Annotated in this window: 18 protein-coding genes and 1 pseudogene; 9 read left to right on the top strand and 10 right to left on the bottom strand. The window is 43.8% G+C overall.

The window, feature by feature from the left end; all coding sequences use genetic code 11:
• Nucleotides 1-187: 187 nt before the first annotated feature.
• Entirely contained in the window at nt 188-2,653 is a 2,466-nt protein-coding gene (locus INP83_RS03990) for an outer membrane beta-barrel family protein (protein ID WP_219126381.1), read from the top strand.
• 120 nt (nt 2,654-2,773) lie between these two features.
• On the opposite strand, the gene INP83_RS03985 is transcribed toward INP83_RS03990, so the two are convergent.
• Complete coding sequence (locus INP83_RS03985; RefSeq protein ID WP_219126380.1) at nt 2,774-5,275, bottom strand: M14 family zinc carboxypeptidase; 2,502 nt, start codon at nt 5,273-5,275, stop codon at nt 2,774-2,776.
• Between the two features lie 53 nt (nt 5,276-5,328).
• Between INP83_RS03985 and recQ the strand changes: the two genes are divergently transcribed.
• Nucleotides 5,329-7,518 (top strand): DNA helicase RecQ, encoded by a 2,190-nt coding sequence (recQ, locus tag INP83_RS03980; RefSeq protein ID WP_255563251.1) that lies wholly within the window; start codon nt 5,329-5,331, stop codon nt 7,516-7,518.
• 32 nt (nt 7,519-7,550) lie between these two features.
• The gene (murF, locus tag INP83_RS03975; RefSeq protein WP_370630584.1) at nt 7,551-8,882 is read left to right on the top strand and encodes a UDP-N-acetylmuramoyl-tripeptide--D-alanyl-D-alanine ligase; all 1,332 of its coding nucleotides are present in this window, start codon (nt 7,551-7,553) and stop codon (nt 8,880-8,882) included.
• An 87-nt stretch (nt 8,883-8,969) separates the two neighbouring features.
• On the opposite strand, the gene INP83_RS03970 is transcribed toward murF, so the two are convergent.
• Nucleotides 8,970-10,112 (bottom strand): FAD-binding oxidoreductase, encoded by a 1,143-nt coding sequence (locus INP83_RS03970; protein WP_219126379.1) that lies wholly within the window; start codon nt 10,110-10,112, stop codon nt 8,970-8,972.
• Nucleotides 10,113-10,259: 147 nt separating this feature from the next.
• Between INP83_RS03970 and INP83_RS03965 the strand changes: the two genes are divergently transcribed.
• Nucleotides 10,260-10,931, top strand: a complete 672-nt coding sequence (locus INP83_RS03965) for a zinc metallopeptidase (protein ID WP_370630609.1) — start codon at nt 10,260-10,262, stop codon at nt 10,929-10,931.
• 471 nt (nt 10,932-11,402) lie between these two features.
• Here INP83_RS03965 and INP83_RS03960 read toward each other — a convergent pair.
• From INP83_RS03960 to INP83_RS03945, 4 genes and pseudogenes are all read right to left on the bottom strand, one after another.
• A pseudogene (locus tag INP83_RS03960) lies at nt 11,403-12,056 on the bottom strand (phosphatidylserine decarboxylase family protein); the annotation flags it as partial.
• A gap of 25 nt (nt 12,057-12,081) precedes the next feature.
• Nucleotides 12,082-12,894: a phosphatidate cytidylyltransferase gene (locus INP83_RS03955; protein ID WP_146269424.1), complete on the bottom strand. Its 813-nt coding sequence runs from the start codon at nt 12,892-12,894 to the stop codon at nt 12,082-12,084.
• Nucleotides 12,891-13,103 (bottom strand): DUF2007 domain-containing protein, encoded by a 213-nt coding sequence (locus INP83_RS03950; protein ID WP_146269425.1) that lies wholly within the window; start codon nt 13,101-13,103, stop codon nt 12,891-12,893. The genes INP83_RS03955 and INP83_RS03950 overlap by 4 nt, the downstream gene beginning before the upstream one ends.
• The gene (locus INP83_RS03945) at nt 13,084-14,025 is read right to left on the bottom strand and encodes a CPBP family intramembrane glutamic endopeptidase (RefSeq protein ID WP_219126378.1); all 942 of its coding nucleotides are present in this window, start codon (nt 14,023-14,025) and stop codon (nt 13,084-13,086) included. The genes INP83_RS03950 and INP83_RS03945 overlap by 20 nt, the downstream gene beginning before the upstream one ends.
• 39 nt (nt 14,026-14,064) lie before the next feature.
• Between INP83_RS03945 and dusB the strand changes: the two genes are divergently transcribed.
• Both dusB and apaG read left to right on the top strand, forming a co-directional pair.
• Complete coding sequence (dusB, locus tag INP83_RS03940; protein ID WP_219127552.1) at nt 14,065-15,057, top strand: tRNA dihydrouridine synthase DusB; 993 nt, start codon at nt 14,065-14,067, stop codon at nt 15,055-15,057.
• A 42-nt stretch (nt 15,058-15,099) separates the two neighbouring features.
• Nucleotides 15,100-15,486, top strand: coding sequence for a Co2+/Mg2+ efflux protein ApaG (gene apaG / locus INP83_RS03935; RefSeq protein ID WP_146269428.1), 387 nt, complete (start codon nt 15,100-15,102; stop codon nt 15,484-15,486).
• Nucleotides 15,487-15,914: 428 nt separating this feature from the next.
• On the opposite strand, the gene rplS is transcribed toward apaG, so the two are convergent.
• Nucleotides 15,915-16,262 (bottom strand): 50S ribosomal protein L19, encoded by a 348-nt coding sequence (gene rplS, locus INP83_RS03930; protein WP_146269429.1) that lies wholly within the window; start codon nt 16,260-16,262, stop codon nt 15,915-15,917.
• A 191-nt stretch (nt 16,263-16,453) separates the two neighbouring features.
• The gene (trmD, locus tag INP83_RS03925; RefSeq protein WP_219126377.1) at nt 16,454-17,128 is read right to left on the bottom strand and encodes a tRNA (guanosine(37)-N1)-methyltransferase TrmD; all 675 of its coding nucleotides are present in this window, start codon (nt 17,126-17,128) and stop codon (nt 16,454-16,456) included.
• Between the two features lie 113 nt (nt 17,129-17,241).
• Between trmD and INP83_RS03920 the strand changes: the two genes are divergently transcribed.
• Nucleotides 17,242-19,239 carry an AHH domain-containing protein gene (locus tag INP83_RS03920; RefSeq protein ID WP_219126376.1) on the top strand — a complete coding sequence of 666 codons (1,998 nt, stop codon included), beginning with the start codon at nt 17,242-17,244 and terminating at the stop codon, nt 19,237-19,239.
• Nucleotides 19,240-19,243: 4 nt separating this feature from the next.
• Nucleotides 19,244-19,972: a hypothetical protein gene (locus INP83_RS03915; protein ID WP_219126375.1), complete on the top strand. Its 729-nt coding sequence runs from the start codon at nt 19,244-19,246 to the stop codon at nt 19,970-19,972.
• A gap of 233 nt (nt 19,973-20,205) precedes the next feature.
• Here INP83_RS03915 and rimM read toward each other — a convergent pair whose 3' ends face one another.
• The gene (rimM, locus tag INP83_RS03910) at nt 20,206-20,733 is read right to left on the bottom strand and encodes a ribosome maturation factor RimM (RefSeq protein ID WP_219126374.1); all 528 of its coding nucleotides are present in this window, start codon (nt 20,731-20,733) and stop codon (nt 20,206-20,208) included.
• Nucleotides 20,734-20,864: 131 nt separating this feature from the next.
• On the bottom strand, nt 20,865-21,404 hold the full coding sequence (locus INP83_RS03905) for a 30S ribosomal protein S16 (protein ID WP_146269435.1): 540 nt from the start codon (nt 21,402-21,404) through the stop codon (nt 20,865-20,867).
• Between the two features lie 689 nt (nt 21,405-22,093).
• Between INP83_RS03905 and INP83_RS03900 the strand changes: the two genes are divergently transcribed.
• Nucleotides 22,094-23,983, top strand: coding sequence for an SPFH domain-containing protein (locus INP83_RS03900; RefSeq protein ID WP_219126373.1), 1,890 nt, complete (start codon nt 22,094-22,096; stop codon nt 23,981-23,983).
• Nucleotides 23,984-24,000 lie beyond the last annotated feature (17 nt).

The following is a 24,000-nucleotide window of genomic DNA, read 5'->3' as shown; positions in this document are numbered from 1 at the left end:
GCCCTGTTTCGTCATCTTATAATAAAAACGATCACAGCAACACTAAAGGAATCACATATCGCACATAGAAACATCTACTATCTTAATTAACACCCGCGGCTAACCGCAAACACACAAACTATTTACCGGCAAAAAAAATAGAAGACTCTCTCTTCGTGAATTTCTATTGCCTAAACTTTTTGAACCTATGAAACAATTAACCAAAATATTTATCATCGTTGCGCTGGCCTTTACAGGCGGGCGCTTAAATGCACAAACCACCTCACCGCCCCGGGCTACCGTAACAGGTGCCTTTATAAACGACCAATCTAAACCGGTTGATTATGCAACAGTAACCCTGCTAAGAGCAAAAGACTCTACCGTTGTAAAAGGCACTTTAACCAATGATGCCGGCAGGTACGTATTTGATAAGATAACCGAAGGGAAATACATTATTAAAGGAACAAGCGTTGGCTACCAGCCGGCATTTACCGCGGCATTTGATGTTGCCAACGGCCAAACCAATGTTACAGCTCCTGTACTTAACATGGCAACAGCCAGCCGCAGCTTACAAGGCGTAAATGTAGTTGCAAGCAAGCCGCTTATAGAGCGCAAACTGGACCGTACCGTAATGAACGTTGAAAACAGCGTTTTAGCCGCAGGTAATAACGCGCTCGAGATATTGGAACGCGCACCGGGTGTTACGGTTGATAAAGACGACAACATCAGCCTTAAAGGCAAACAGGGTGTTACCGTAATGATAAACGATAAGCTTACCTACATGTCGGCGCAGCAATTAACCACTTACCTGCGCTCAACAGATGGCTCAAATATCCAATCGATAGAGTTGATCACCAATCCTTCATCAAAATACGATGCATCAGGTAACTCGGGTATCATTAACATTAAGCTTAAGAAAAACAAAATGATAGGCACCAATGGTAGCTTGACCGTAAACGGTGCCTACGGAAAAAATTTTCGGGATAACACCAGCTTAACGCTTAACCATAAAAACGGCAATCTTAACGTGTTTGCAACTCTTACCCGTGGCGACATTAACAGGGAGAATGTTATTGCGATAGATCGCCGGGTGGACAGTGCTTCTAAAAGCACTTACTTTAAACAGCAAACCAACATGTTTAATAAGATCCATTACAATAACTACCGCTTTGGGGCTGATTATGCTACATCGAAAAAAAATACGCTTGGATTTGTTGTAAACGGCGATTACACAAACGAATATAACGATAATACAGGTATTACCCGCCTGGGCCTAACACCCGCCGCGGCTGACTCTTACCAAACTACCATTGCCGATATGAAGCAAACTTACCGAAGCTTCTCGGCAAACATTAACGACAAATACCAGATTGATACGCTGGGCCAGGAAATAAGCGTAGATGCAGATTACTCTAAATACCGCAACAACTCTGATGCAATATATGATACTTATTTTTTCCGCCCGGATGGCAGCACACAAAGGCGCCCCTTGTTTATAGCAAACCAAACGCCGTCTACCATTACCATCTGGACGCAAAAGGTGGATTACACGCTGCCTATCACTAAAACGCTTAAGTTTGAAGCCGGTGCAAAATTCAGCTCAGTAAAAACCGACAACGATCTGCAGGCGCAGGTTGACAGTACCGGAACCGTAAACAGTCACCAGTTTGTTAACGATCCAACCCGCACAAACCGTTTTGTTTATGACGAAAAGATCGCGGCCGGCTACATTAACCTGGGTAAAACCTTCGCTAAAACATCTGTACAGTTAGGCTTGAGGGCCGAGAACACATCATCAACAGGTGATCTGGTTACTTACAACCAGGTGGTTAAACGTAATTATCTTAACCTGTTCCCGAGTTTATTTGTTAATCACACCCTTTCAGATAAACACGAACTTGGTTTTAGCTACAGCCGCCGTATCGACAGGCCCAACTATGACAACCTAAATCCTTTCAGGTTCTACCTCGACCAATATACTTACGAACAAGGTAATCCATTCTTAAGACCGCAGTATACCAACTCATTTGAACTAAGCTATACCTATAACAAAACCATTAACCTAACATTAGGCTATAGCCATACTACCGATGTTAGCACACAGGTTATCCTTACTGATACCATAACCAAAGCTACCTATCAAACCAACCTGAATTTAAACTCTCAGGATTCTTACAACGCTAACGTTAACAGCCCATTCACCATCACTAAATGGTGGACAGGTAATATCAATGCAACGGCGTTCTACCAAAAGTTTAAATCAGACTCATTATTAGGAGGCCAATTGAACGCCGGCAAATTTGCTTACCAGGTACGTTTAACTCAAAACTTCCTGTTTGCAGGCTTTAAGGCAGAAGTGTCCGGCAACTACCAGTCATCATTAAGGTATGGTTTGTTTGATATTAAACCCCAATACGCTGTTGATGCAGGTGTTAGCCGCTCATTTGCCCAGAAAAAACTGAACATCAAATTCAGCGTGAGCGATATATTCGATACCCGCCGCAATAATGTAAGCAGCCATTATCAAAACGTAAACCTGGATGTTCGCCAGAAAAACGAAACCCGTTTGGCGCGCTTAACACTTACCTACAACTTCGGTAACAGCAAAATTAAAATCCGCCAACACCAAAGCGGTGCCGACGATGAAAAAGGCAGAGTGAAAAGCGGAGGATAATTTAGTCAGCAGTTCTTAGTTTGCAGTTTGCAAAACGAGCGTTGAATAAAGTCATCGCTCGTTTCATTTATAAATTGAACCGGCTACTGCTTACAGCCAACCTAAAACTGCAAACTTGTTCTATTGCCCTACCATAAACAGCGCATTGCTGAATAACAGCTTGCCGTTTTCCCAAAAACTGCGGAACAGCGGATCATCCGCCAGGTAAACTACTGAGCCGCGGCCAATGCCTTGTACGCCCATAAGCATGCCGCTGGTTAGTTTTTGTTTGGTCAGGAAACCGGCAAAACCGGCTACATAAGCTTTGCTATCTATAGTGCCTACACTCCAATCGTCATCGCCAAGAGGCTCGTAAATATCCTCACTAAGTTTTAAAGTGTAATAATACTTAGGGAAACCAAAGCCCAGCGGGTGGGTATTATCAATGTTCACTTTAAATATAGCTCCCGGTATGCTTGACCGCAAGGCATCGCGGTTACGATCCGCATAAATACGTTTCTGCGGCTTGGCTTTAGCATCAGGCTTATCTGCCTTCTTATCTTCTTTAGCTTTGATGTCAAATCCTTTTTTATCAACCAAGGATGCCACTGCATTTTCCATGGCTATAAGTTTACCGCCGTCACTTACCCATTTTTGCAGGTTATCTGTCGATAGATCACTGTACCTTCCGTCGGGCAAAACAATTACATCATATTCCGCAAGCTTTAAGCGGTTAAGGTCCTGGTACCTGATAAGCGTAACCGGGTAACCTATCTGCTGCTCCATAAAGTGCCAAACCTCGCCCATCGCTTCAGCATTGATGCCATCCCCGGATACCAGCGCTATGCGTGGTTTCTTGATGTATCTTATATCAAAAGAACCAATATCCGATCCCTTATCAACAAAGCCTGTTGAAAGTGATGTTATCTCATGGCCCAGGTTGGCTGCTATTTGCGTTATCATCCGGTCAAAGTCGGGGCGGTCATTACCTGCGCGGGTTATCAGGAGCGAACCAGCAGTGAATTTTTTACCTCCCGCTTCAAACGGTTCCTGTGAGTACCTCACCTTAACACCTTGCTTTAACAAAGCAGAAAGAAACCTCACATCAGCAATGGATTGCCAGGCAGATACATAAGCATATGCTTTTGTGTTGCTCAGCGCTGCCGGCTTAACAACGCTCCAGTTGGCATTGGCCGGCTTGTACGATTCTTTTAATCCGTAAGCCTTTAACCCGTAAGCATAAGGTAACGACCACGCTGTTATATCATAAGTTGATGAATCGGGGATAAAGGTTTTTGGCTCCAGCAATACATGCAGCAGTACCGATTTAGGCTGATAGGCGTTTACCACCAGGTCGTTATTACCAACGGTATAGCGTTCATCAGCGCCGCTAAAATAATTATACCCGGTTACCGCTTTGTTGCCCAGTCCGTAGCCAAATTGTATACCGTTGCGGGTAAGCAGTTTGGCTAATTGCTCAACCTTTTCATTGTTATCATTTTTAATAACATAGGTTTTAAACTGCCCAGGCGGGTTCTGGCGGCTATTATCATAAAACTTTTTAAACTCGCTAACCACACGCTGGCTATTAGCTGCAACCACTTCAACGGTAGCCATGCTTGTTTCATGGTGGTGTGCTATGCGTTGGGAAAGTGTAAGTGTATCTCCGGTGGCGGTAACCACGGCAAGGCCGGCGCCTATGCCGCCCTGCTCATAGGTCATGCCGATAGAGCCATTGTAAAGCGGATAGGTATCGCCATATGATGGGTACAGCAGGTCAAATTCCTGTTTTGTAAAATACATCCAGCCGTTGGCATCAAAGTGTTTAGCATTGTTCTTGCCAATCGTCACCTGGAAATCCCGCTGCCATTGGGTTATGTCTTTATGATAAGGCTCGGCCGCCGGTGCAAAATAATAAGGGTTATTATAGCCCTGCTCATGAAAATCAACATGTATCTGCGGCAGCCATTGATTAAATAAGGCTACTCTCGCCTGTGTTTCTTTTTGTGCCTGCCAAGCCCAATCGCGGTTAAGGTCAAAGTAATAATGATTCACCCTGCCGCCCGGCCATGGTTCCATGTGTTCCCTCGCGGTGGGGCTTGCGTTTGGTGCGGCGCCTACGACAGAATTATAAAAATTCACATATCGCTCACGCCCATCCGGGTTTAAACATGGATCAATGATCACCACCATGTTCTTCAATTCAGCCTGTACCTTGGCATTGTTTGGGTCCACCAGATCATACAGTGTCCACATTGCCGCTTCGCTTGATGCCGGTTCATTGCCGTGAACATTATAGCTCAGGTAAGTGATCACCGGAGCGTTTGCAGATGCAGCACCACTCTCCATTCCGGCCAGTCGCAGGTTATTGTGCCTTATCTCATCAAGCCGGTTGATATTATCTGACGATGCAATAAATGCTGCAATCTGTGGCCGACCTTCGTTTGTAATACCAAACTGTTGCAGCTTTATATTCTTAGATGTAGCAGCAACGTATTTGAAGTACTCAACAATGCGGTGGTGTGGCGTAAAATGCTCGCCCAGTTTGTAGCCAAGAAATTGTTCTGGGGTTTGCAGTTGTTGCGCAAATACTGCCGCAACGCAAAAAGAAGCTATAAATGTGGTAAGTAGTTTTTTTATCATTTAGTAAAGTCAGTTCAGTAAAGCTAATCTAAGGATTTTTTTTGCTGATACACATGGGGCTGCAATTTCAAATCCGCACCTTTGCCATAGTGATGACTCCTTTGCAAGCCCTTCAAAAGTATTTTGGTTATTCCGAGTTCCGCCATTCGCAGGAAGCTATTATCAATACCGTTTTAAACAACCAGGATGTAATGGTGCTGATGCCAACCGGTGGTGGCAAATCATTATGCTACCAGTTGCCTGCGGTTTTACTGAATGGATTAACCGTGGTTATTTCACCATTGATTGCGCTGATGAAAGACCAGGTGGATAGCCTTAACCTGAGCGGTATCCCGGCGGCTTATCTCAACTCCAGCCAATCTACCGAAGAGCAAAAAGATATAGCTATCCAGCTACAAAACAACCAGCTGCGCCTGCTCTACATAGCACCCGAACGCTTATTTGCGCCCGATAACCGGATGATGGCTTTTTTAAAGACCCTGAACGTAGTCCAATTTGCTATTGATGAAGCACATTGTATCTCGCAATGGGGGCATGATTTCAGGCCTGAATACCTGATGCTTGCCGGATTAAAAAAAGAATTTTCGGGAGTGCCGGTAATTGCTTTAACTGCAACGGCAGATAAACTTACCCAGAAAGATATTTTAGAAAAACTTAATCTGCACAAGCCTTCAGTTTTTGTTTCATCGTTTAACAGGGCCAACATCACCTACCGGGTAGTGCCGAGGCGCAAGGGCTTAGATCAATTGATGGATTTCCTGGAGCAGCGTAAGGATGAGTCGGGTATAATCTACTGCCTGTCCCGCAAGTCAACCGAAGCTTTAGCTGCCGACCTTAAAGAAGAAGGTTATGCCGTTGAGGCTTACCATGCCGGTTTAAATAACGAGGTAAAAGCACAAAACCAGGAAGCTTTTTTGCGCGATGATGTGAAGATAATAGTGGCTACCATCGCCTTTGGGATGGGCATCAATAAATCAAACGTGCGCTATGTGGTGCATATGGATCTGCCCAAGAATATAGAGGGTTATTACCAGGAAACCGGTCGCGCCGGTCGCGATGGCTTACCATCTGATGCCATGCTGCTGTATTCGCCGGGCGACGCCATTAAATTGCGCGGCTTCGCCATGGTAGATAACAATGCCGAGCAAAGCGCCATCATGCTGAAAAAGCTGGATGATATGGTGAATTATTGCCAGTTGCACGCCTGCCGCCGACAGTTCCTCATGAATTACTTTGACGAGGATTTTCCGGACCATTGCGGCTCATGCGATTTTTGTTTAAGTGAGTTCACCAAGTTCGATGGAACACTTATAGCACAGAAAGCGCTATCTGCGGTAGCGAGATTAAAAGAGCGCTTTGGTAATAATTACATTGTTGATTTTCTGCGCGGATCAAAAAGTGAGAAGATCTGGACCGACCATAAGGCACTTAAAACTTATGGTGCCGGTGCCGATATCAGCAAAGCCGACTGGCAGCGTTACCTTCGCGAACTGACCGGCCAGGGCTTTCTCCAACAGGCTGATGAAAACGGTTATCCCACCCTGAAACTTACGCCCAAAAGCGAAGCAGTGCTTAAAGGTGAACAAAAGGTTGAATTGATAGCGCATCATATAACTGAAGAGGCGGAACACGAAACGCCTGCCTACGAAGCAGAATTATTGAACGCCTTGCGCCAGCGCCGACATGATTTTGCCGTAAGTGAGAACCTTCCGGCTTACATAATATTATCAGATGCCACACTGCAGGAGATGGCTACTTATCTGCCTCAAAAAATGGATGAGCTCAGACTTATTTCCGGCTTTGGCGATGTAAAACTGGCACGTTATGGGCGCGAGTTTTTAGAACTTATCGTTAACTACAGCAAGGCTAAGGGATTGGATTCGCTGATCAAACTAAAATCAGCAAAGCGTGAACGAAAACCCAAAAAGGCAAAAGTATCTGACACCAACAAAGCCAGCCTTGAGCTTTTCAAGCAAGGATTATCGGTAACAGAGATCGCACATGAACGTGGCTTATCAACCACAACTATCGAAGGTCACTTGTCATCATTTGTGCAAACCGGGGAGTTGGATGTAAGCACATTTGTATCTGCCGATAAAATGCCTGTTATACAAAACGCTATAGAAAGTTATGGTGCAGAACGCCTTGCCCCGCTTAAGGAAGTTTTAGGTGATGCTTACAGCTACGGCGAGATAAAAGCTGTTATAGCCTGGATGAATTTTATGCAGAACGCAAACACCTAAAAGCTCAAAGCCGTTTTATATATTCGTACACCATGATCACTACCGAAGAAATTTACCAGATCTACCTGCAGCATCCGGTTATCAGTACAGATACGCGCAATATTGCACCGGGCAGCCTGTTCTTTGCCCTAAAGGGAGAAAAATTTGACGCCAACACTTTCGCCGAAAAGGCTATTGAAGCAGGTGCGGCTTATGCGGTGATAGATAACCCCGAATATGCAAAAGGGGATAAATTTTTATTGGTTGATGATGTGCTAACCGCACTGCAAGATTTAGCGAGGCATCACCGTAAGCAGCTAACGATACCGGTTATAGGACTTACCGGCTCTAATGGCAAAACCACTACTAAAGAGCTGATCAATGCTGTGCTTTCTGAAAAATTTAACACCCTTGCCACTAAGGGAAACTTAAATAACCACATAGGTGTGCCGCTTACCATACTTACTATAAATAGCTCGCACCAAATGGCGGTTATTGAGATGGGCGCTAACCACCAACGCGAGATAGCGCTGTTATGTAGTATTGCCCAACCAAGCCACGGCATGATCACCAATGTTGGCAGAGCACACTTAGAAGGTTTTGGTGGTGTGGAGGGCGTAAAAAAAGGCAAAGGCGAGCTGTACGATTTCTTGAATGAGGATAGCAGCCGCATTGCATTTATCAATAGTGATGATAACGTGCTGCAAGAAATGCGGAAAGCACGCAACATGCAAAACGTAGTTTACTACGGTAAAAGCATCAACAATGATAACCTGGTAAACGGCAAATTATTGGAGAATGCCCCGCTGCTTAGCTTTAAGTGGAACGACAAAAAAAGCTCATCATACAACGTAAAATCGCAGCTAACCGGCTCTTATAATCTGGATAATATTTTAGCAGCTGTTTGTATAGGTACTTTTTTCGGGCTCAATTCTGATGAGATCAACGCAGGCGTTGAGGGTTACCAGCCAAAGAACAACCGATCGCAAATTGTGCAAACGGCAAGAAATACCCTTATCTGTGATTTTTACAATGCCAATCCAAGCAGCATGTTTGTGGCCATTGATAACATGGACAAAGTAAAAGCCGATCGCAAGGTGGTGATCTTAGGTGATATGTTCGAAATGGGTGAAGATTCAGCGGCTGAACATACAGCAGTTATCAAAAAAGCGCTCTCTGCCAACCTGGATCAATGCATCTTCATCGGCAAAGATTTTACAAGCCAGCAATCGGAGGTTGAGAGTGCAAAGCTGGTCAACACCACATTTTACCTTACTGCCGAAGATGCCATTACCGGGCTCAAAGAAAACCCGATAAAGAACGCAACCGTGCTTATAAAAGGTTCGAGAGGTATGGCGCTGGAGCGGTTAGTGGAGTTGTTATAATACCCCGTTTAAATTATGTCATTGCGAGGAGCGCAGCGACGTGGCAATCTCATCGCACGCATGTAATGTCGAGGAGATTGGTTCAAGTTAAGTATTCAGCACCAACTCAGCCACCTCTTCCCCAACTAACGTGCCCATGGCTACGCCCATGCCGTTGCAGCGTACCGCACAGAAGATGTTGGGCTCAAGCTCCTTTACAATCGGCTTAAGCTGTTCGCCAAAGCCCATGATGCCGCTCCACCAATAATCAATTTCAAAAGGAGTGCCGGGCAATATTACATCCTTCAAATACTCCACAAGCTTATCCTGCACTATTTCTGTATGCCCAAAGTTGGAGGTCTCTTCCGCTTTAAAATCAAGGTTACGGCCACCGCCAAAAAGTACCCTGTTATCGATATTCCTGAAATAGTAATATCCCTCGTTAAAGTGATAAGTGCCTTTGATTTTTAATCCGGCAATAGGTTTGGTAACCAATACCTGTCCGCGCCCGGGCTTTACATCAAGGTGGGGGTAAAGCGTTCTTGCAAATGCGTTTGTTGCAACAATTACCTTGCTTGCCTTAAAATTTCCAACTGAGGTTTCAAGGGTTACAGTTTCGCGATTGTGTTGTATCGCAGTAACACCGCAGTTGTTGAGCACCAGTACATCCCGTTGGTAAAGTTTTGATAATAAGGCACGCATCATTTTACCCGTATGTATCTGTCCTTCATAAGGGTTATAGATCATGTGCTTTACCCCAGCAAAGCCGAACCCTGCTATTTTAGCATTCGCAACTGAATAAATGTCATGCCCCTCGATCTCACCTCGCAATAATTCGTTTAACCGTGAAATATTATCAAAAGCCTCTTCTGCTTGCAAAAATTCGTTGTTCATAAACAGCTCATAGCCACCATGCTGATGGCAATCTATCGCCTCATCACCCAGGTTCTGCCGCATACGTTGCAGTCCCCGCCATTTGTAGTTAACCAAAGCTGCAACCTCTCCCGGCGAGCAAGTTTTCAGCGTATACAATTGCTCGGATACGGTGCCAAAGCACGCAAAACCTGCGTTTTTGGTGCTGGCACCACTTGGCAAAAAGCCCTGCTCCAAAACAATTACCTTTAGCTTCGGCTCCGTTCTTTTCAAATGAAGCGCAGCGTTAAGCCCAACAATGCCACTGCCGACAATGATCACATCGGCATCATTAACAAAAGCGGTTCGCTCCCAGTAAGAAAAGTTGTTGGCTTGCATAAATTCTGATTTACATCATGGCTATTTCAATTTGCACTTATGGCATTATTTTCAAATGGAATGCTTTTTGAAATAGATCATACATCTAAAACTATTGAAAATATGATGAATTTGTTATTTATCCCATATAATTCGGCATGGCTGCTTATGATAGTAGTTACGCTGGTGAGCTTTATTGTGCAGTGGCGTTTTAAAAGTAAGTTTAAAGAATACGCAGAAATGCCCCTTTTATCGGGCCTTACCGGCCAGGAAGTTGCCGAGCGAATGCTTAAAGATAACGGCATTTTTGATGTACAGGTGATATCTGTTGAGGGCCAGCTTACCGACCATTACAACCCAGAGAATAAAACGGTAAATCTCAGTCTCGATGTTTATTACAGCCGCAGCATCGCTGCTGCCGCAGTTGCCGCGCACGAGTGCGGGCATGCCGTGCAACATGCAAAAAATTACAGCTGGTTATCGTTCCGGTCATCCATGGTGCCTGTCGTAAATGTTGCTTCTACCTTAACCCAATGGACATTGATGATCGGTATCATGCTACTATTCTTCACACATAACCCATTTGTATTGGCAGTTGGTGTTGGCGCGCTGGCGTTGGTAACCTTGTTTAGTTTTATCACCCTGCCGGTTGAGTTTGATGCAAGCAATCGCGCATTGGCCTGGTTAAACAATAATTACAAGGTGATGCAAACCCGAGAGGAGCATGAACAAGCTAAAGACGCACTCTGGTGGGCGGCCATGACCTACGTTGTTGCAGCCGTAAGTGCGTTAGCTACGTTGGTTTATTATGCTTCTTTCCTATTTAACAGAAGGAACTAATAAAATTTATTTATGAGTTAAATCGCCGGAGAAAAATCTTCGGCGATTTTTTTTGTGTTCACTGTAGCGCTTTGATCAATAATGCCGTCATACTCTTCAAACACCGAAAGCACGATCACTTTCATACGTGAGAAGTTTGCCTCTGTAAGTGGCAGGCGGATGATCTTTTGGAGTTTAATTAGTTTAGTGAAAAGGGCCGCGCGATGCGGCCCTTTCTATTTTAAACTATTTCTTTTCGGGACTTTTTTTTGCTGTCGGCTTGCGCGGAGCACGCGGTTTAGCAGCAGCTTTTTGCGGAGCAGGAGCAATCACTTCGGGTTCTATGCCAGCAGTTGGGTTAACCTCTTTATCATGTTCAATAACAAGCGCGGCCTCGGGATGCTGCTCGGTTAATGGCTCAGTATGGTCAGGAATAGCTGTATCAGTTATGACATCTGATGTAGCATCCGGCAATGGCTTGCTTACACTGGTTAATTCGGCCAATACGGTACGGCCACCTTTAACAACCTGGTCAAGCTGTACATTTATTTTAGTTCCTAACGGAAGGAACACATCCACACGAGAACCAAATTTGATAAAACCGAACTGGTCGCCTTGTTTAACTGTATCGCCTTCTTTTACATACCATACAATACGGCGGGCCAAAGCACCGGCAATTTGCCTAAACAGTACTTGTACACCCTGGCTGTTTTCGGTAACAACCGTAGTACGCTCGTTCTCGGTAGATGATTTTGGGTGCCATGCAACCAGGTATTTACCAGGGTGATATTTAAAATATTTTACAAAGCCGCTAATGGGGTTACGGTTAACGTGCACATTTACCGGCGACATAAAAACCGACAGCTGTATACGCCTGTCTTTTAAAAATTCAGGTTCGTCAGTTTCCTCTATCACTACAACTTTACCATCGGCAGGGCAAAGCACATGGTTCTCATCAATATCTATATCAAAAACCGGGCTGCGGAAAAACTGTACAATAGTAACAAACAGCGCAAACGACAGGATATAAACTATCCACTTTACCACATGTGCCTCAGGGAAATAGAACTGAATAAGCGCATTCAACACAAAAATGAACAGTATGCAAAGGGCAAGTGACGTATATCCTTCTTTATGAAATCTCATGATCTAAATGGTATTTAATACAAAGCTAAGCATTTAAAATAAAGTGCACATAGGTGTAAACAATTGGCGCGGCGAATAATAAGCCATCAAACCTATCCAAAACACCACCGTGGCCCGGCAGCAAACCGCCGGAATCCTTTACATTGATGCTGCGTTTAAACATTGATTCTATCAGGTCGCCGGTTGTGCCGATAACGCCTATGATGATAGCAACGCTGACCCACTGTTTCCAATCTAATTCCGGGTAGTACAGGCTGATAACAAACGCTGCACCCGCAGCTATAAGCACACCGCCAATAAAGCCTTCCCAGGTTTTCTTCGGCGAATGGCGTTCAAATAATTTGGTACGGCCAAAAGCACGGCCGGTTAAATAAGCACCGGTATCATTGCTCCAAAGCATAAGCAAAAATGCAAGCGGAAAATGGAAGTTATAGGTTCCTTGTATGTAAGCAAGTGCATGAAAGAATGTAAACGGCACAACTGTAAACACCAAACCAAGTATGGTAAACCCGATATTGGCGAATGGCGATACCGATATTTTGTATAGCTCCTGGCCAAAAATACCGGCCATTGTAAGCGTGAGCATAAATAACAGATGATGATAAACAGGCGCGTCATGATAATTGATCAACCCGAACAGCCCGAATATGGCTACGGCATTGATAAACCCTGCGGAGCGGTTAACGGCGATCCCGCTTTTGATAATAAGGCCATAAAACTCATGTAAACAGAGCAGTGTAAGTAACAGGTAAAAGCCCATGAAAACCTGCGGCCCAAGTAACAGCGAGCCAATCATCACAATTAAAAAAAAGAAGCCTGTTATGGCGCGTGTCTTCATAAAGTTATCTGGTTCAAGATCATCATCTCGATAGCCTGGCTAAAATCATCCTGGTGCACATAAACCTCTACATAACCAAAATTTTGATGCGAAGACGACTGCCTGTTCAGCAAAACAGCGTCAATATGGTTTCCTGTAAGCATTTGCTTCACAATTTCAGACTGATAAAAATTTGAAGATGTAAATACTTTAACCCAGTTCTTCTCCATTTAATTTGGCGTTTTCTCTGCCGCCGGCTACCTTTTTATAAACAAGCAGCAAAATTATAATAATTATCAGGCTAAATACATACTGCCACCAAGTAAATACATGCTGGTCATCGGGGTTTAGTTTGATACGCTTATTTTGATATAAATAGGTGGCAACTACCGCTGTGCTATTGTTTAAAAAGTGCCCCCAAATCGCAGGCCATATGCTGCCACTGTATGCAACAAAGTACCCAAATAAGGCACCCAGCAACATACGAGGTAAAAAACCATAAAACTCCATGTGGAAAGCGCTGAAAATTGCAGCAGTTACCCAAATGGCGGTATGCTTGTTTTTTGTCCACTTCACCAATATGGTTTGCATACCACCACGAAATAAGAACTCTTCTGCAACTGCGGTAAGAAAACCTACCAAAAAAACATTTTTAACGCAATCCCAAACGGTGTGCATATTCAGGATTGCTGCGGTGACTTGCTTAGCGCTTTCTTCGCTTTGCTTCATCCAGTTTTCCACTCCTTTTAAACTTCGAGGTAAAGTAAGTTGCTGGTTAATATTGCTCAAAAATTCTATCAGCGGCGAAGAAATCAGCATAATAAAAAACGCAACTACGAAAAGTACAGGCGGGATACGCCAGCTTGTTTTTAAATATTCCCGTGGCTGCCGCATTACCCAGGCTGCAAACAATACCGGAGCTACGAAGATAGGAATGGTTGTAGTGACAATTTGTAAAAGATAAAGCGCGGGTATGCTGCTTGGATCGCTAAAATTGAGCCTGGCTATGTCCATAACCAACCCAAAACCGTAAAACAAACCTATTGAAAGTATGCCTAACACATTAAACACCACAAACACACCGGCAAATATCGCCACAAAGTAAAGGAATTGCCTTCCCGGAGATGTTTGATTTAGAGACGTTTTCACCATGTAACCCAAATTGCGTAAATTTGCATGGTAAATATAATCATGTCTGTACAAATAGGGAACATAGATTTAGGTGAATTTCCGTTGCTGCTGGCACCGATGGAAGATGTGAGCGATCCGCCTTTCCGTTACGTGTGTAAGCAAAACGGGGCCGATATGATGTATACGGAGTTTATATCATCAGAGGGTTTGATACGCGATGCTGCCAAAAGCCGCCAAAAGCTGGATATTTTTGAATACGAACGCCCTATTGGCATCCAGATCTTCGGGAGTGATATCGAGCACATGCGCGAGGCTACCGAAATAGCCTCACAAGCCGGGCCCGATCTGATGGACATCAACTACGGCTGCCCGGTTAAACAGGTTGCCTGCCGTGGTGCCGGCGCCAGCCTTTTGCAGGATATTGATAAAATGGTGGCCATGACAAAAGCGGTTGTTGAAGCAACTCACTTGCCGGTTACTGTAAAAACACGCTTAGGCTGGGACGATAATACCAAAAATGTTTATGAAGTAGCAGAACGCTTGCAGGATGTTGGTATCAAAGCCCTTACCATACACGGCCGCACGCGTGCGCAGATGTACAAAGGCGTTGCAGACTGGTCGCTCATCCGGGATATTAAGAAAAATCCGAGGATCAAAATTCCCATATTTGGCAATGGCGACATCGACTCGCCTGAGAAAGCTGCCGATTGGCGATTAGAATACGGTGTTGATGGCATGATGATAGGACGCGCAGCTATTGGTTATCCCTGGATCTTCCGCGAGGTGAAACATTTTTTTGCTACCGGTGAGCACCTGGACAAACCGACGGTTGCCGAGCGTATCGATGTGTGCAAAACACACCTGATAAAATCAATGGAGTGGAAAGGGCCTAAAACAGGTATTTTTGAGATGCGCCGCCATTACAGCAACTATTTTAAAGGATTGCCTGATTTTAAAGAGTATAGAATGAAACTTGTTGTTGCATCATCCGTTGAAGAGATAATGGACGTTTTGGAACAGGTTGACAAAAAATACAGTTTGGAGATGGCTTAATATTTGTTCCAAACAAATATATTTGACTTAAAGGTATTTAACATGGCTACAACTATTACTGATGGTGTGCGGGTTTCGGTTGAAACAGTTTACCAACCCGAGTATTCAAACCCGGCAAACGATCATTTTATGTTTGCTTACAGGGTAAGTATTGAGAATATGGGCCAGTATGCTGTACGCCTGATGAGCCGTCATTGGTATATATTTGATTCTAACGGAGCAAAACGAGAAGTTGAGGGTGAAGGAGTTGTTGGTATGCAGCCCGTTATTGAGCCCGGCAACAGCCACGAATATGTGAGCGGCTGCAACCTTAAAACCGACATGGGGAGCATGAAAGGCGAATACCTGATGGAGCGACTGTTAGATAATTCTACATTTAACGTACAGATCCCGGAGTTTTACCTGATAGCGCCTTACCGCTTAAACTAAAATTCTTTTTAAGATATTTAAGCCCCGATAGCAAAACTATCGGGGCTTTTTGTTTGCTGGGACATCTAAAACAATGTCATTTCGAGCGAGCAGAAGAACTGGCCTTGCACGGTGGCGCGACGAGAAATCTTCTGCACCGTAAAGTACCTGGCGTAGAAGACTTCTCCTCGCTATCGCTCGTTCGAAATGACATGGGTGGTTTTAAATGTATAAATGAACGCGGTTAGATTCTTCGCTACGCTCAGAATGACAAATTTCATTTCTTCTTCCTCTCCTGTCAGCAAAAAGCTTCGGACGAAAGCAGGAACAATGGTGGGTGTCGAGGGGACGCGGCGGGGTCTATTGCCGACCACACAATAAAAAAAACCCGCGTTAAAAACGCAGGTTTTAAATATGCTTTGGTACAGTCGCTGTAAAAGCGACGGCAATTACACTCTTTTTGACTTGATACGAGCAGCTTTACCGGTAAGGGCACGTAAGTAGTACAATTTAGCACGACGTACTTTACCAACACTGTTCACTTCAATTTTATCAATGTTTGGTGAGTTGTAAGGGAAGATACGCTCAACACCAATACCATTTGATACTTTGCGCACGGTAAAGGTTTCGCTGTTACCAACGCTGTTACGTTGTAAAACAACACCTTGGTAAACCTGGATACGCTCTTTGTTACCTTCTCTAATTTTATAATGTACGCTAACAGTGTCACCGGCTTTAAAAGCGGGGAAGGTATTTTTAACTACTGATTGCTCTTCTACAAATTTTACTAAATCCATGATTTTTAGCTCTTAAAACCGACTTTTAGCCCGTAAAAATCGGAGTGCAATAATACGGAATTTATTTCAATTAGAAAACACTTCTTAAAAAATTTCCACAAAATATTTGTTGTTAACAATTTGACAGCTACCCATATGAGTAAAGCGCTCTTATGAATGCCTTCTACACCCCCTTCAGGTGGTTGAGGAGTTTACTCCAACAGGTCTGGTCGACGTTGTTTGGTGCGCTCCAAAGCTTGTTCAAAACGCCATTTTTCAATCTCAGCAGCATTTCCGCTCAACAGAACGTTGGGTACTTTATGTCCGTTCCAATCTGCAGGTCGTGTATAAATGGGGGCGTCAAGCATATCATCCTGGAAGGAATCTGATAGCGCCGATGTCTCGTCAGACAATACACCCGGTATCAATCGCACCACTGCATCTACCAGAATGGCTGCGGGTAGTTCCCCGCCCGATAGGACGTAATCGCCGATAGAGATCTCGCGGGTAACATACATGTCGCGGATCCGCTGATCTATACCTTTATAGTGCCCACAAAGCACAATGATATTTTTTTTGATAGATAGTTGGTTGGCAATACCCTGATTAAGCGTTTCGCCATCGGGGCTCATGAATATTACCTCATCATAATCGCGTTCGCTTTTCAGCTTCTCAATGCACGATGCAAAGGGTTGTATGGCCATCACCATACCGCTGCCGCCACCATAAGGATAATCGTCAACGTTTTTGTGCTTGTTGTTAGCGTAATCGCGCAGATTATGCACCACTATTTCACTAATGCCCTTTTTTTGGGCCCGTTGTAAAATAGAATGAGCAAAAGGGCTCTCCAGCAAACCCGGCAGTACCGAAATAATATCAAAACGCATGGGGCAAATTTAGTGATTAGTGATTGGAGAATAGAGATTAGTTTTTCCAAAGTTTAAGCAGCTTTTGATATTTTATTGTATACTTACAACTGCTCAACCAAACCTTATCATAAATGAAAATTTTTTCAGTGATCTTCCCAGGATTATGTTCATTACCCAGTAACGAACAATCAGTATTTAATTCAACCAAACAAGCAAAGCGCACTCGCTCAACTAACAAAATTCTATTCCTGTTAATTGGATTAGCATTAGTAGTAAGTTCTTGCAAAAAAATTGAACAGTTTCCTTCTACGAAATCCGTTAAAGGCCTGTCTCCGGCTATAAAAAGCCCTATAGAGACAATTCCTTACAAAGATTTCCTTCAAGCTGTAGATATTAACAAAACGGGAGAATTAAGGAAAGCGTTATCCATTACACCGAATAATAACGTAAAGTCTGTAAATACAGAAAATGAAACTTTTGCATTTGATCTCGACGTAAGCAATGTAAAAAAACTTGTTATTGGCGACACCATTAGTTACGTATTAAGCTTAAAACCCAGAACGCCCGGCGCTGTTCATTTTGAAAATATAACCATCCAAACCTCTAATGGAAAAGTAGCCGCGTTTTTAACCACGTACCTGCCAACTAAAAAATGGATAGACGACTGGCGAACGGTTAAACACCTTGCATTTGATGGCGAAGTATTTGTTAACAGGATAGAATTAAGTGATAACCCTGTCAAAGTAGAAGACGTTAAAATCCAGTCAATCACATCAACCGCCAAAAAAGAAAATGTTATTACTATAAGGAATGTGAAAATCCGCCTGGCTCCGGGCGAATGTGAAACATACGATGTTTATGAGTGGATACCCGTACAGTGTTCTACAGGAGACTGGCCCGGCTTCTGCGAATGGGAAACCAAGCCCTTTTTAATGGGTGAGAATGACAGCCCTCCGGGGTACCGGGTATCCAGAACAACTGTTGTAAACTGCGCTATGCCGGGCAACCCGGGGCCAATAGGCAGTGGGGGCGGTGGAGGTGGCACAACTCCTAACCCGCCAACGGGCTATGACCCTTGTGACCCTGGCGCTCCCCCACAAATCTCGGGCACAAATTCCGGCTTACAAGTAATGGGGTTACCTTCCAATTGTAACCCAACAACACCTAAACCACCTGCTTATCCTTTTAAGGTACAATCACTTATTGATTTTTACAACTTACAAGGCTCCGCCCTATCTTGGGTAGTTAGCAATCAGCAAACCGCTATTGCCATTTACGAAGAATTACAAGCTGATGAATTTTCTCTCGAAGGAAAAGCAGCCGCATTAATGACTATAAACGCAGCAGCAGCAGGCGTTCTATCTACAAGCAATTATAATTATGCCTACACAGTTGTGAGCCCGGCATTGCCTAACAGTCAGTTTCTGGCTGCCCAGGTATTTGCAACTTACATGTCTATACAGTGTGCGATTATTAAAACGGAGCATCCTGACTATCCTAACTGGAAGGTTTATTGGGAGGCGTCAAAAGAGATGGTTCATCTGTTGTTAGACGGTGTGGGCCTGGTGCCTGTAGTAGGGGAAATAGCTGATCTTACAAATGGAGTGCTTTATACTATTGAGGGCGACGGCGTTAACGCCACGCTTAGTTATGCGTCGGCAATACCGGTAGCGGGCTGGTTTGCTGCGGGGGCAAAATTCGCTAAAAAAACTATTGTACTTGCCAATGGGTCAAAAACCACGCTTAAGTGGGCCGTTAAAGTTGGCCACTATATAAGCTTTGGCAATCGCAGTCAGTTGAGGAAAGTACTGAATTTGGCAGCAGGCGATCCTCGGGTTGCACATCATATTATTCCCTGGGCAAAACAAACCGAACAAGTGATACAGAAAGCGGCTAAATCAAAAAAAGCATTTCATATGAACAGCGCCCTAAATGGTATACCTTTGAATACTTTGGTGCATAATGGTAGTCATGCCGCTTATGATGAAAGAATCATAGAAAAGCTTGTAGAAATAGATAAAAATCTTTCCCCCGAAGCAACAGCAGATGCAATAGAGGCATTAATTTTGAAAATAAAAGCAGCTATTGTAGCTAACCCTACAACACATATCAATAGCTTGATATTTTAGCAATATGATATATTTCAATTTAAGAGGAAGTTTAAGCAGAACAGTGGCGGGCAAACATATTCAAGCAGAGTTTGCAGAATATTTCTGTGACATTTGGGAAGATCCAAAATTTATTGATCACGCGAATGTGAGCTTTAAAAAAGTCGACTTTGAACCGATAACTGCCAAGGCCATTTTAGTAAAGAAAGCTAAGCTTACGGATTATATAAATCCACGAATGGTCGGGTTTTCCTTAAAGCCATTAGTAAGCGGTAAGTTAAAATCTATTCTGGAGATCACAGGTAATGAAGGGATGCAGTTCCATCGCTCTCCAGTGATTTATCAAGGCAATGAAATAGAAGACTATTGGGTATTAAATCCTTTTTTGCTTGATATGGATACCATAGATTTTTCAAAAGCCAGGGTCTATGTCATGGAAAGAACCGTTACTAAAGTTGAACAGTTGCCAATAGTTAATTTTAAAGATTACGAAAGGGAAAAAAAAGCAGTAGATGACAGGGGCTACCCCTATTCCATTTACATTGAAAATGTGCATATCCTTGATGGAACAACCAGCGACTTTTTGATATTAGAGAAAGTTCAAGGTGGGGTTATGTACCTGGCATCTGAAAGGCTAAAGCAACATTTGGAGGCGGAGGGAATTACCGGGATAGAGTTTCAGCCCTGTAACTTAAGCTTAAACGAGTGGTTGGCGCAAGGTGGACCAAGGGAAAAATTATATGGTAAGATATAACAACTTATTGCTGTTTAATCCCATGCTTAAACCTATCTATAACACCTATGAATGATCTTTAAGCAGTGAGTTTAAGAAAGTTGATTTTGAACCGATAACAGCCAATGCTATTTTAGTAAAAACGACTTAACTTACAGATTACATACAACCTGGAATAATCGGATATCGAAAGAATCCATTAGTAAGCGGTAAGTTAAAATCTATTCTGGAGATTATACTTGGCAAAAATTTATTTATCCTTCCAAATATATATCCAGCAAACCATCAGGCAGGTCAACATATACTTCTTCGCCCTCAACATCGATCCCTTTAATGATCTCAACGTTCAGTGGGAAAAGCACTTCCTTATTGTTGAAATATACTGACGCTATTAACTGCTGCGGATATTCAACAATGTCGTCTATCTCTCCCAATTCGCCATGTGTTTCGTCTACCACCAAAAAGCCCTTCAGGTCTTTAAGCGTAAACTCTTCCTTTTTCTTTTTAGGCTTTAGCTTGTTGGGGAGGTAAATATCTTTTTTGGCAAGCAGGGCAGCTTTCTCAACCGTATCCACATCCTCTAAATTAAGATAAGCCTGGTTATTCTGCAGGTACTTTACCGAGCTTATGAAATAAGGCACCAGTTTACCTGCTATCTCAATAAATACCGAATTGAATTTGATCTTTTCAATATCGTCAAAATCAACATACATCACCATCTCTCCCTTTAGGCCCTTGGTTTTTAGTACGCTTCCTATCCTGAAATGTTCTTCGGTTTTCATGCTCAAAAATATATTAAAATAATAATGGCGAAGAACGTTAGCCCTTCGCCATTTCAGAATCAAGATTCAAGATATAAGAATAAAGACAGAAAATCTTGTTTCGTGGTTCTTTACTCTTGACTCTACTAAAATTATTCAGCGCTTTCTGCAGACTCTTCAGTTGCAGCACCTTCTTCAGTAGCAGGAGCTTCTTCAGCTGCTTCCTCTGCAGGTGGCGTGTTTTTAGCAGCAATAGCTGCGGCTTTATCTTCTTTCTTTTTAGCTTCAGCAATTAAGGCAGCTTTACGTGCTTCGTCTTTAGCTGATGCTAAGTTTGATTTTTTACCGGTTATTTTACCATCTTTTTGATCTAACCATGCAGTAAATTTCTCATCTGCCTGCTCTTGGGTTAAAGCACCTTTGGTAACACCACCTTGTAAGTGTTTTTTGTATAATACCCCTTTGTAAGAAAGTATTGCACGGCAGGTATCAGTTGGCTGTGCGCCGTTGTTAACCCACTCAAAAGTTTTATCAAAATTGATGTCAATTGTAGCCGGGTTAGTGTTTGGGTTGTAAGAGCCAATACGCTCAATAAACCTACCATCCCTTGGTGCACGGGCATCTGCTACTACGATGTAGTAAAAAGGTTTTCCTTTTTTACCGTGTCTTTGCAATCTGATCTTAGTTGCCATTCTTTGTTTTTTATGTATTCAACATTACCCCCGGAGTTCTTTCTGCGGGGACGCAAAGGTATAAATTAATATTTATATATAAAAGGCTTGTAATTAAATCGTTTGTGGTTGGGTTTTAGTGTCGCGTTATAGCAAACGATTGGGGTTTACGTGAATGTAAAATATTATATCATCGCGAAGACACGATGTATATAGGGGTTGATGCGAACTCATAGGTAATTCTTCGTTAGGAATGGTAGTGATACTGATGATTGGCAGTGGATGTTCCTTTCTTTTCTCTCAAAAGAAAGGAACCAAAGAAAAGTCGCGGCTACGGTAACGCGCTACAAAGTCAGTGCTCCTGCAGTGCCTGTGCTATCCGCACGTTACACTATGCCGCATTTTTCCATAAGGTTTAGTTAGTGCTTATAGTTCCACACAAGCTTTCGCACGACGTTTTACAAGCATAAACAATACTGACAAAATCCTGTCAGCGTTCACGGTGTTCACAAGCGTTCATGGCGTGAACGTGAACGCTAAACGCAAATTTAGAAAGACTGATCTCACGTAAAAAAAATTTAAGCTTTTGTGTAACAACCGTGATACACCGGCATCTTAATAACGCTATGCAGCCAAGGTCTCATAAAGCTGCAAGTTGTTGTGAGGGCCCGCACCTTAAGGGTTCCGTTAAATAAATTCACTTAAACAAAATGTCTGAAAATTTATTGATCCAGTTCTGGTGGGTATTTCCGCTGGTGGCTGCTGTTCTGCTGTACAAATTCGTACTGCGGGTTTTCTTTGGTATGATCATCGTTCCGGATGACCGTATTGGTTTAGTTGTTAAAAAATTTACACTTTATGGCGATACGCGCCTGCCAGATGGGCGCATTATAGCCACAAAGGGCGAAGCAGGTATGCAGGCAGCGCCGCTTGCACCAGGCCTTTACTGGCACATGTGGCCATGGCAGTATACCATTACCATGGAACAATTCACCATTATCCCGCAGGATAAGCTGGGCCTGGTAAAAGCAAAAGACGGTGCACCTATGGATACCGGCCGCGTGCTGGGTAAACCGGTAGATTGCGACAAATTCCAGGATGGCCGCGCCTTTTTAGAGAACAAAGGGCAAAAAGGCCCGCAGGCGGCTTTCCTTACGCCGGGTAACTACCGTATAAACACATTCCTGTTTGAGATTGTGATGGTACCAATCACCCGTATCCAGGAAAACAAGGTGGGCATCGTTACCACACTTGATGGTGAGCCTTTGGATAAAGGTGAGATAGCAGGCGGTTCGGTAGATGGCCACCGTAACTACCAGGACCCAATGGCTTTTATTAAAGCCGGTGGTAAAAAGGGTTTGCAGGAAGATGTGATCCTGGCAGGTACCTATTACCTTAACCCCTGGTTTGCCATTGTGGAGCAGGTAGATATGATACATATCCACATCGGTTATGTAGGTGTAGTTAACTCGTTTGTTGGCCCGGAAGGGCTTGATACCAGCGGGGTAGGCTTTACCCACGGTAACATTGTAGCTAAAAACGAAAAAGGTGTTTGGGACGAACCGCTTGACCCGGGCAAGCACCCGATAAATATTTACACCCATGCAGTAGAGATTGTACCTACAACCAACATCGTATTAAATTGGGCAAACAGCCGCACCGAATCGCACGAGTTGGATAAGAACCTGTGTACTATTAGTGTGCGTTCGTCAGATGGTTTTACTTTTAACCTCGATGTTTCGCAGATCATTCACATACCACGTAACGAAGCACCAAAGGTTATTGCCCGTTTTGGTAACATGAAAAACCTGGTATCGCAGGTGTTGGAGCCCACCATTGCCAACTACTTCCGTAACTCGGCACAAAAAAGCGGCGTTATCGAGTTCCTGACCAACCGTTCGCAAAGGCAGGAAGATGCGCGCCAACAAATAAGCAAGGTGCTGGCCGCCTATAACGTGGAGGGCGTAGATACGCTGATAGGTGACATTGTGCCTCCGGAAGCACTGATGAAAACCCTTACCGACCGTAAGATAGCCGAACAGGAACGTGTTACCTACGAGATACAAAAAAGCGCACAAATTGAGCGTAAAGAGTTTGAGAGTGCCAAAGCCGGTGCCGATATGCAACCCGAGGTTGTAAAATCAACCCGCCAGGTAGAGATCAACACCCAATTGGCTGCTTCAAAGGTTGCCGCTGCAAGAGGTGATGCGGAATCGCGCATTATCAACGCTAAAGCGGATGCAGAGAACAAAACCATTACTGCCAAAGCGGATGCCGAAGCCAAAACCATTAACGCCAAAGCAGACGCTGCAGCCACAGAGGTTAACGGTAACGCCGATGCCGGTAAAATTAAAGCCATAGGTTTGGCCGAGGCCGAAGTTACCAAACAGAAAACCGAAGCCATGGGTACCGAGCAATATGCCATAGTGCGTGTGGCCGAGGCCTTAGCTACTAACGGCATTAAGCTGGTACCAGAGATATTGGTAAGCGGTAAAGACGGCGGCAGCGGAGGCATGATAGATGCCCTTATTGGCAACGAAATGCTGAAGAAATTGCAAAGAGAGGGAGAAATGAAGAGTGATGCCGTGAATCGTGAGTAGTTTAATTCCCTCCCAAG

The sequence above is a fragment of the Mucilaginibacter sp. 21P genome (assembly GCF_019331605.1).
GTDB lineage: Bacteria > Bacteroidota > Bacteroidia > Sphingobacteriales > Sphingobacteriaceae > Mucilaginibacter > Mucilaginibacter achroorhodeus.
Note: the sequence above shows the minus strand (reverse complement) of the source record. Positions and strands in the feature narration are given on the sequence as shown.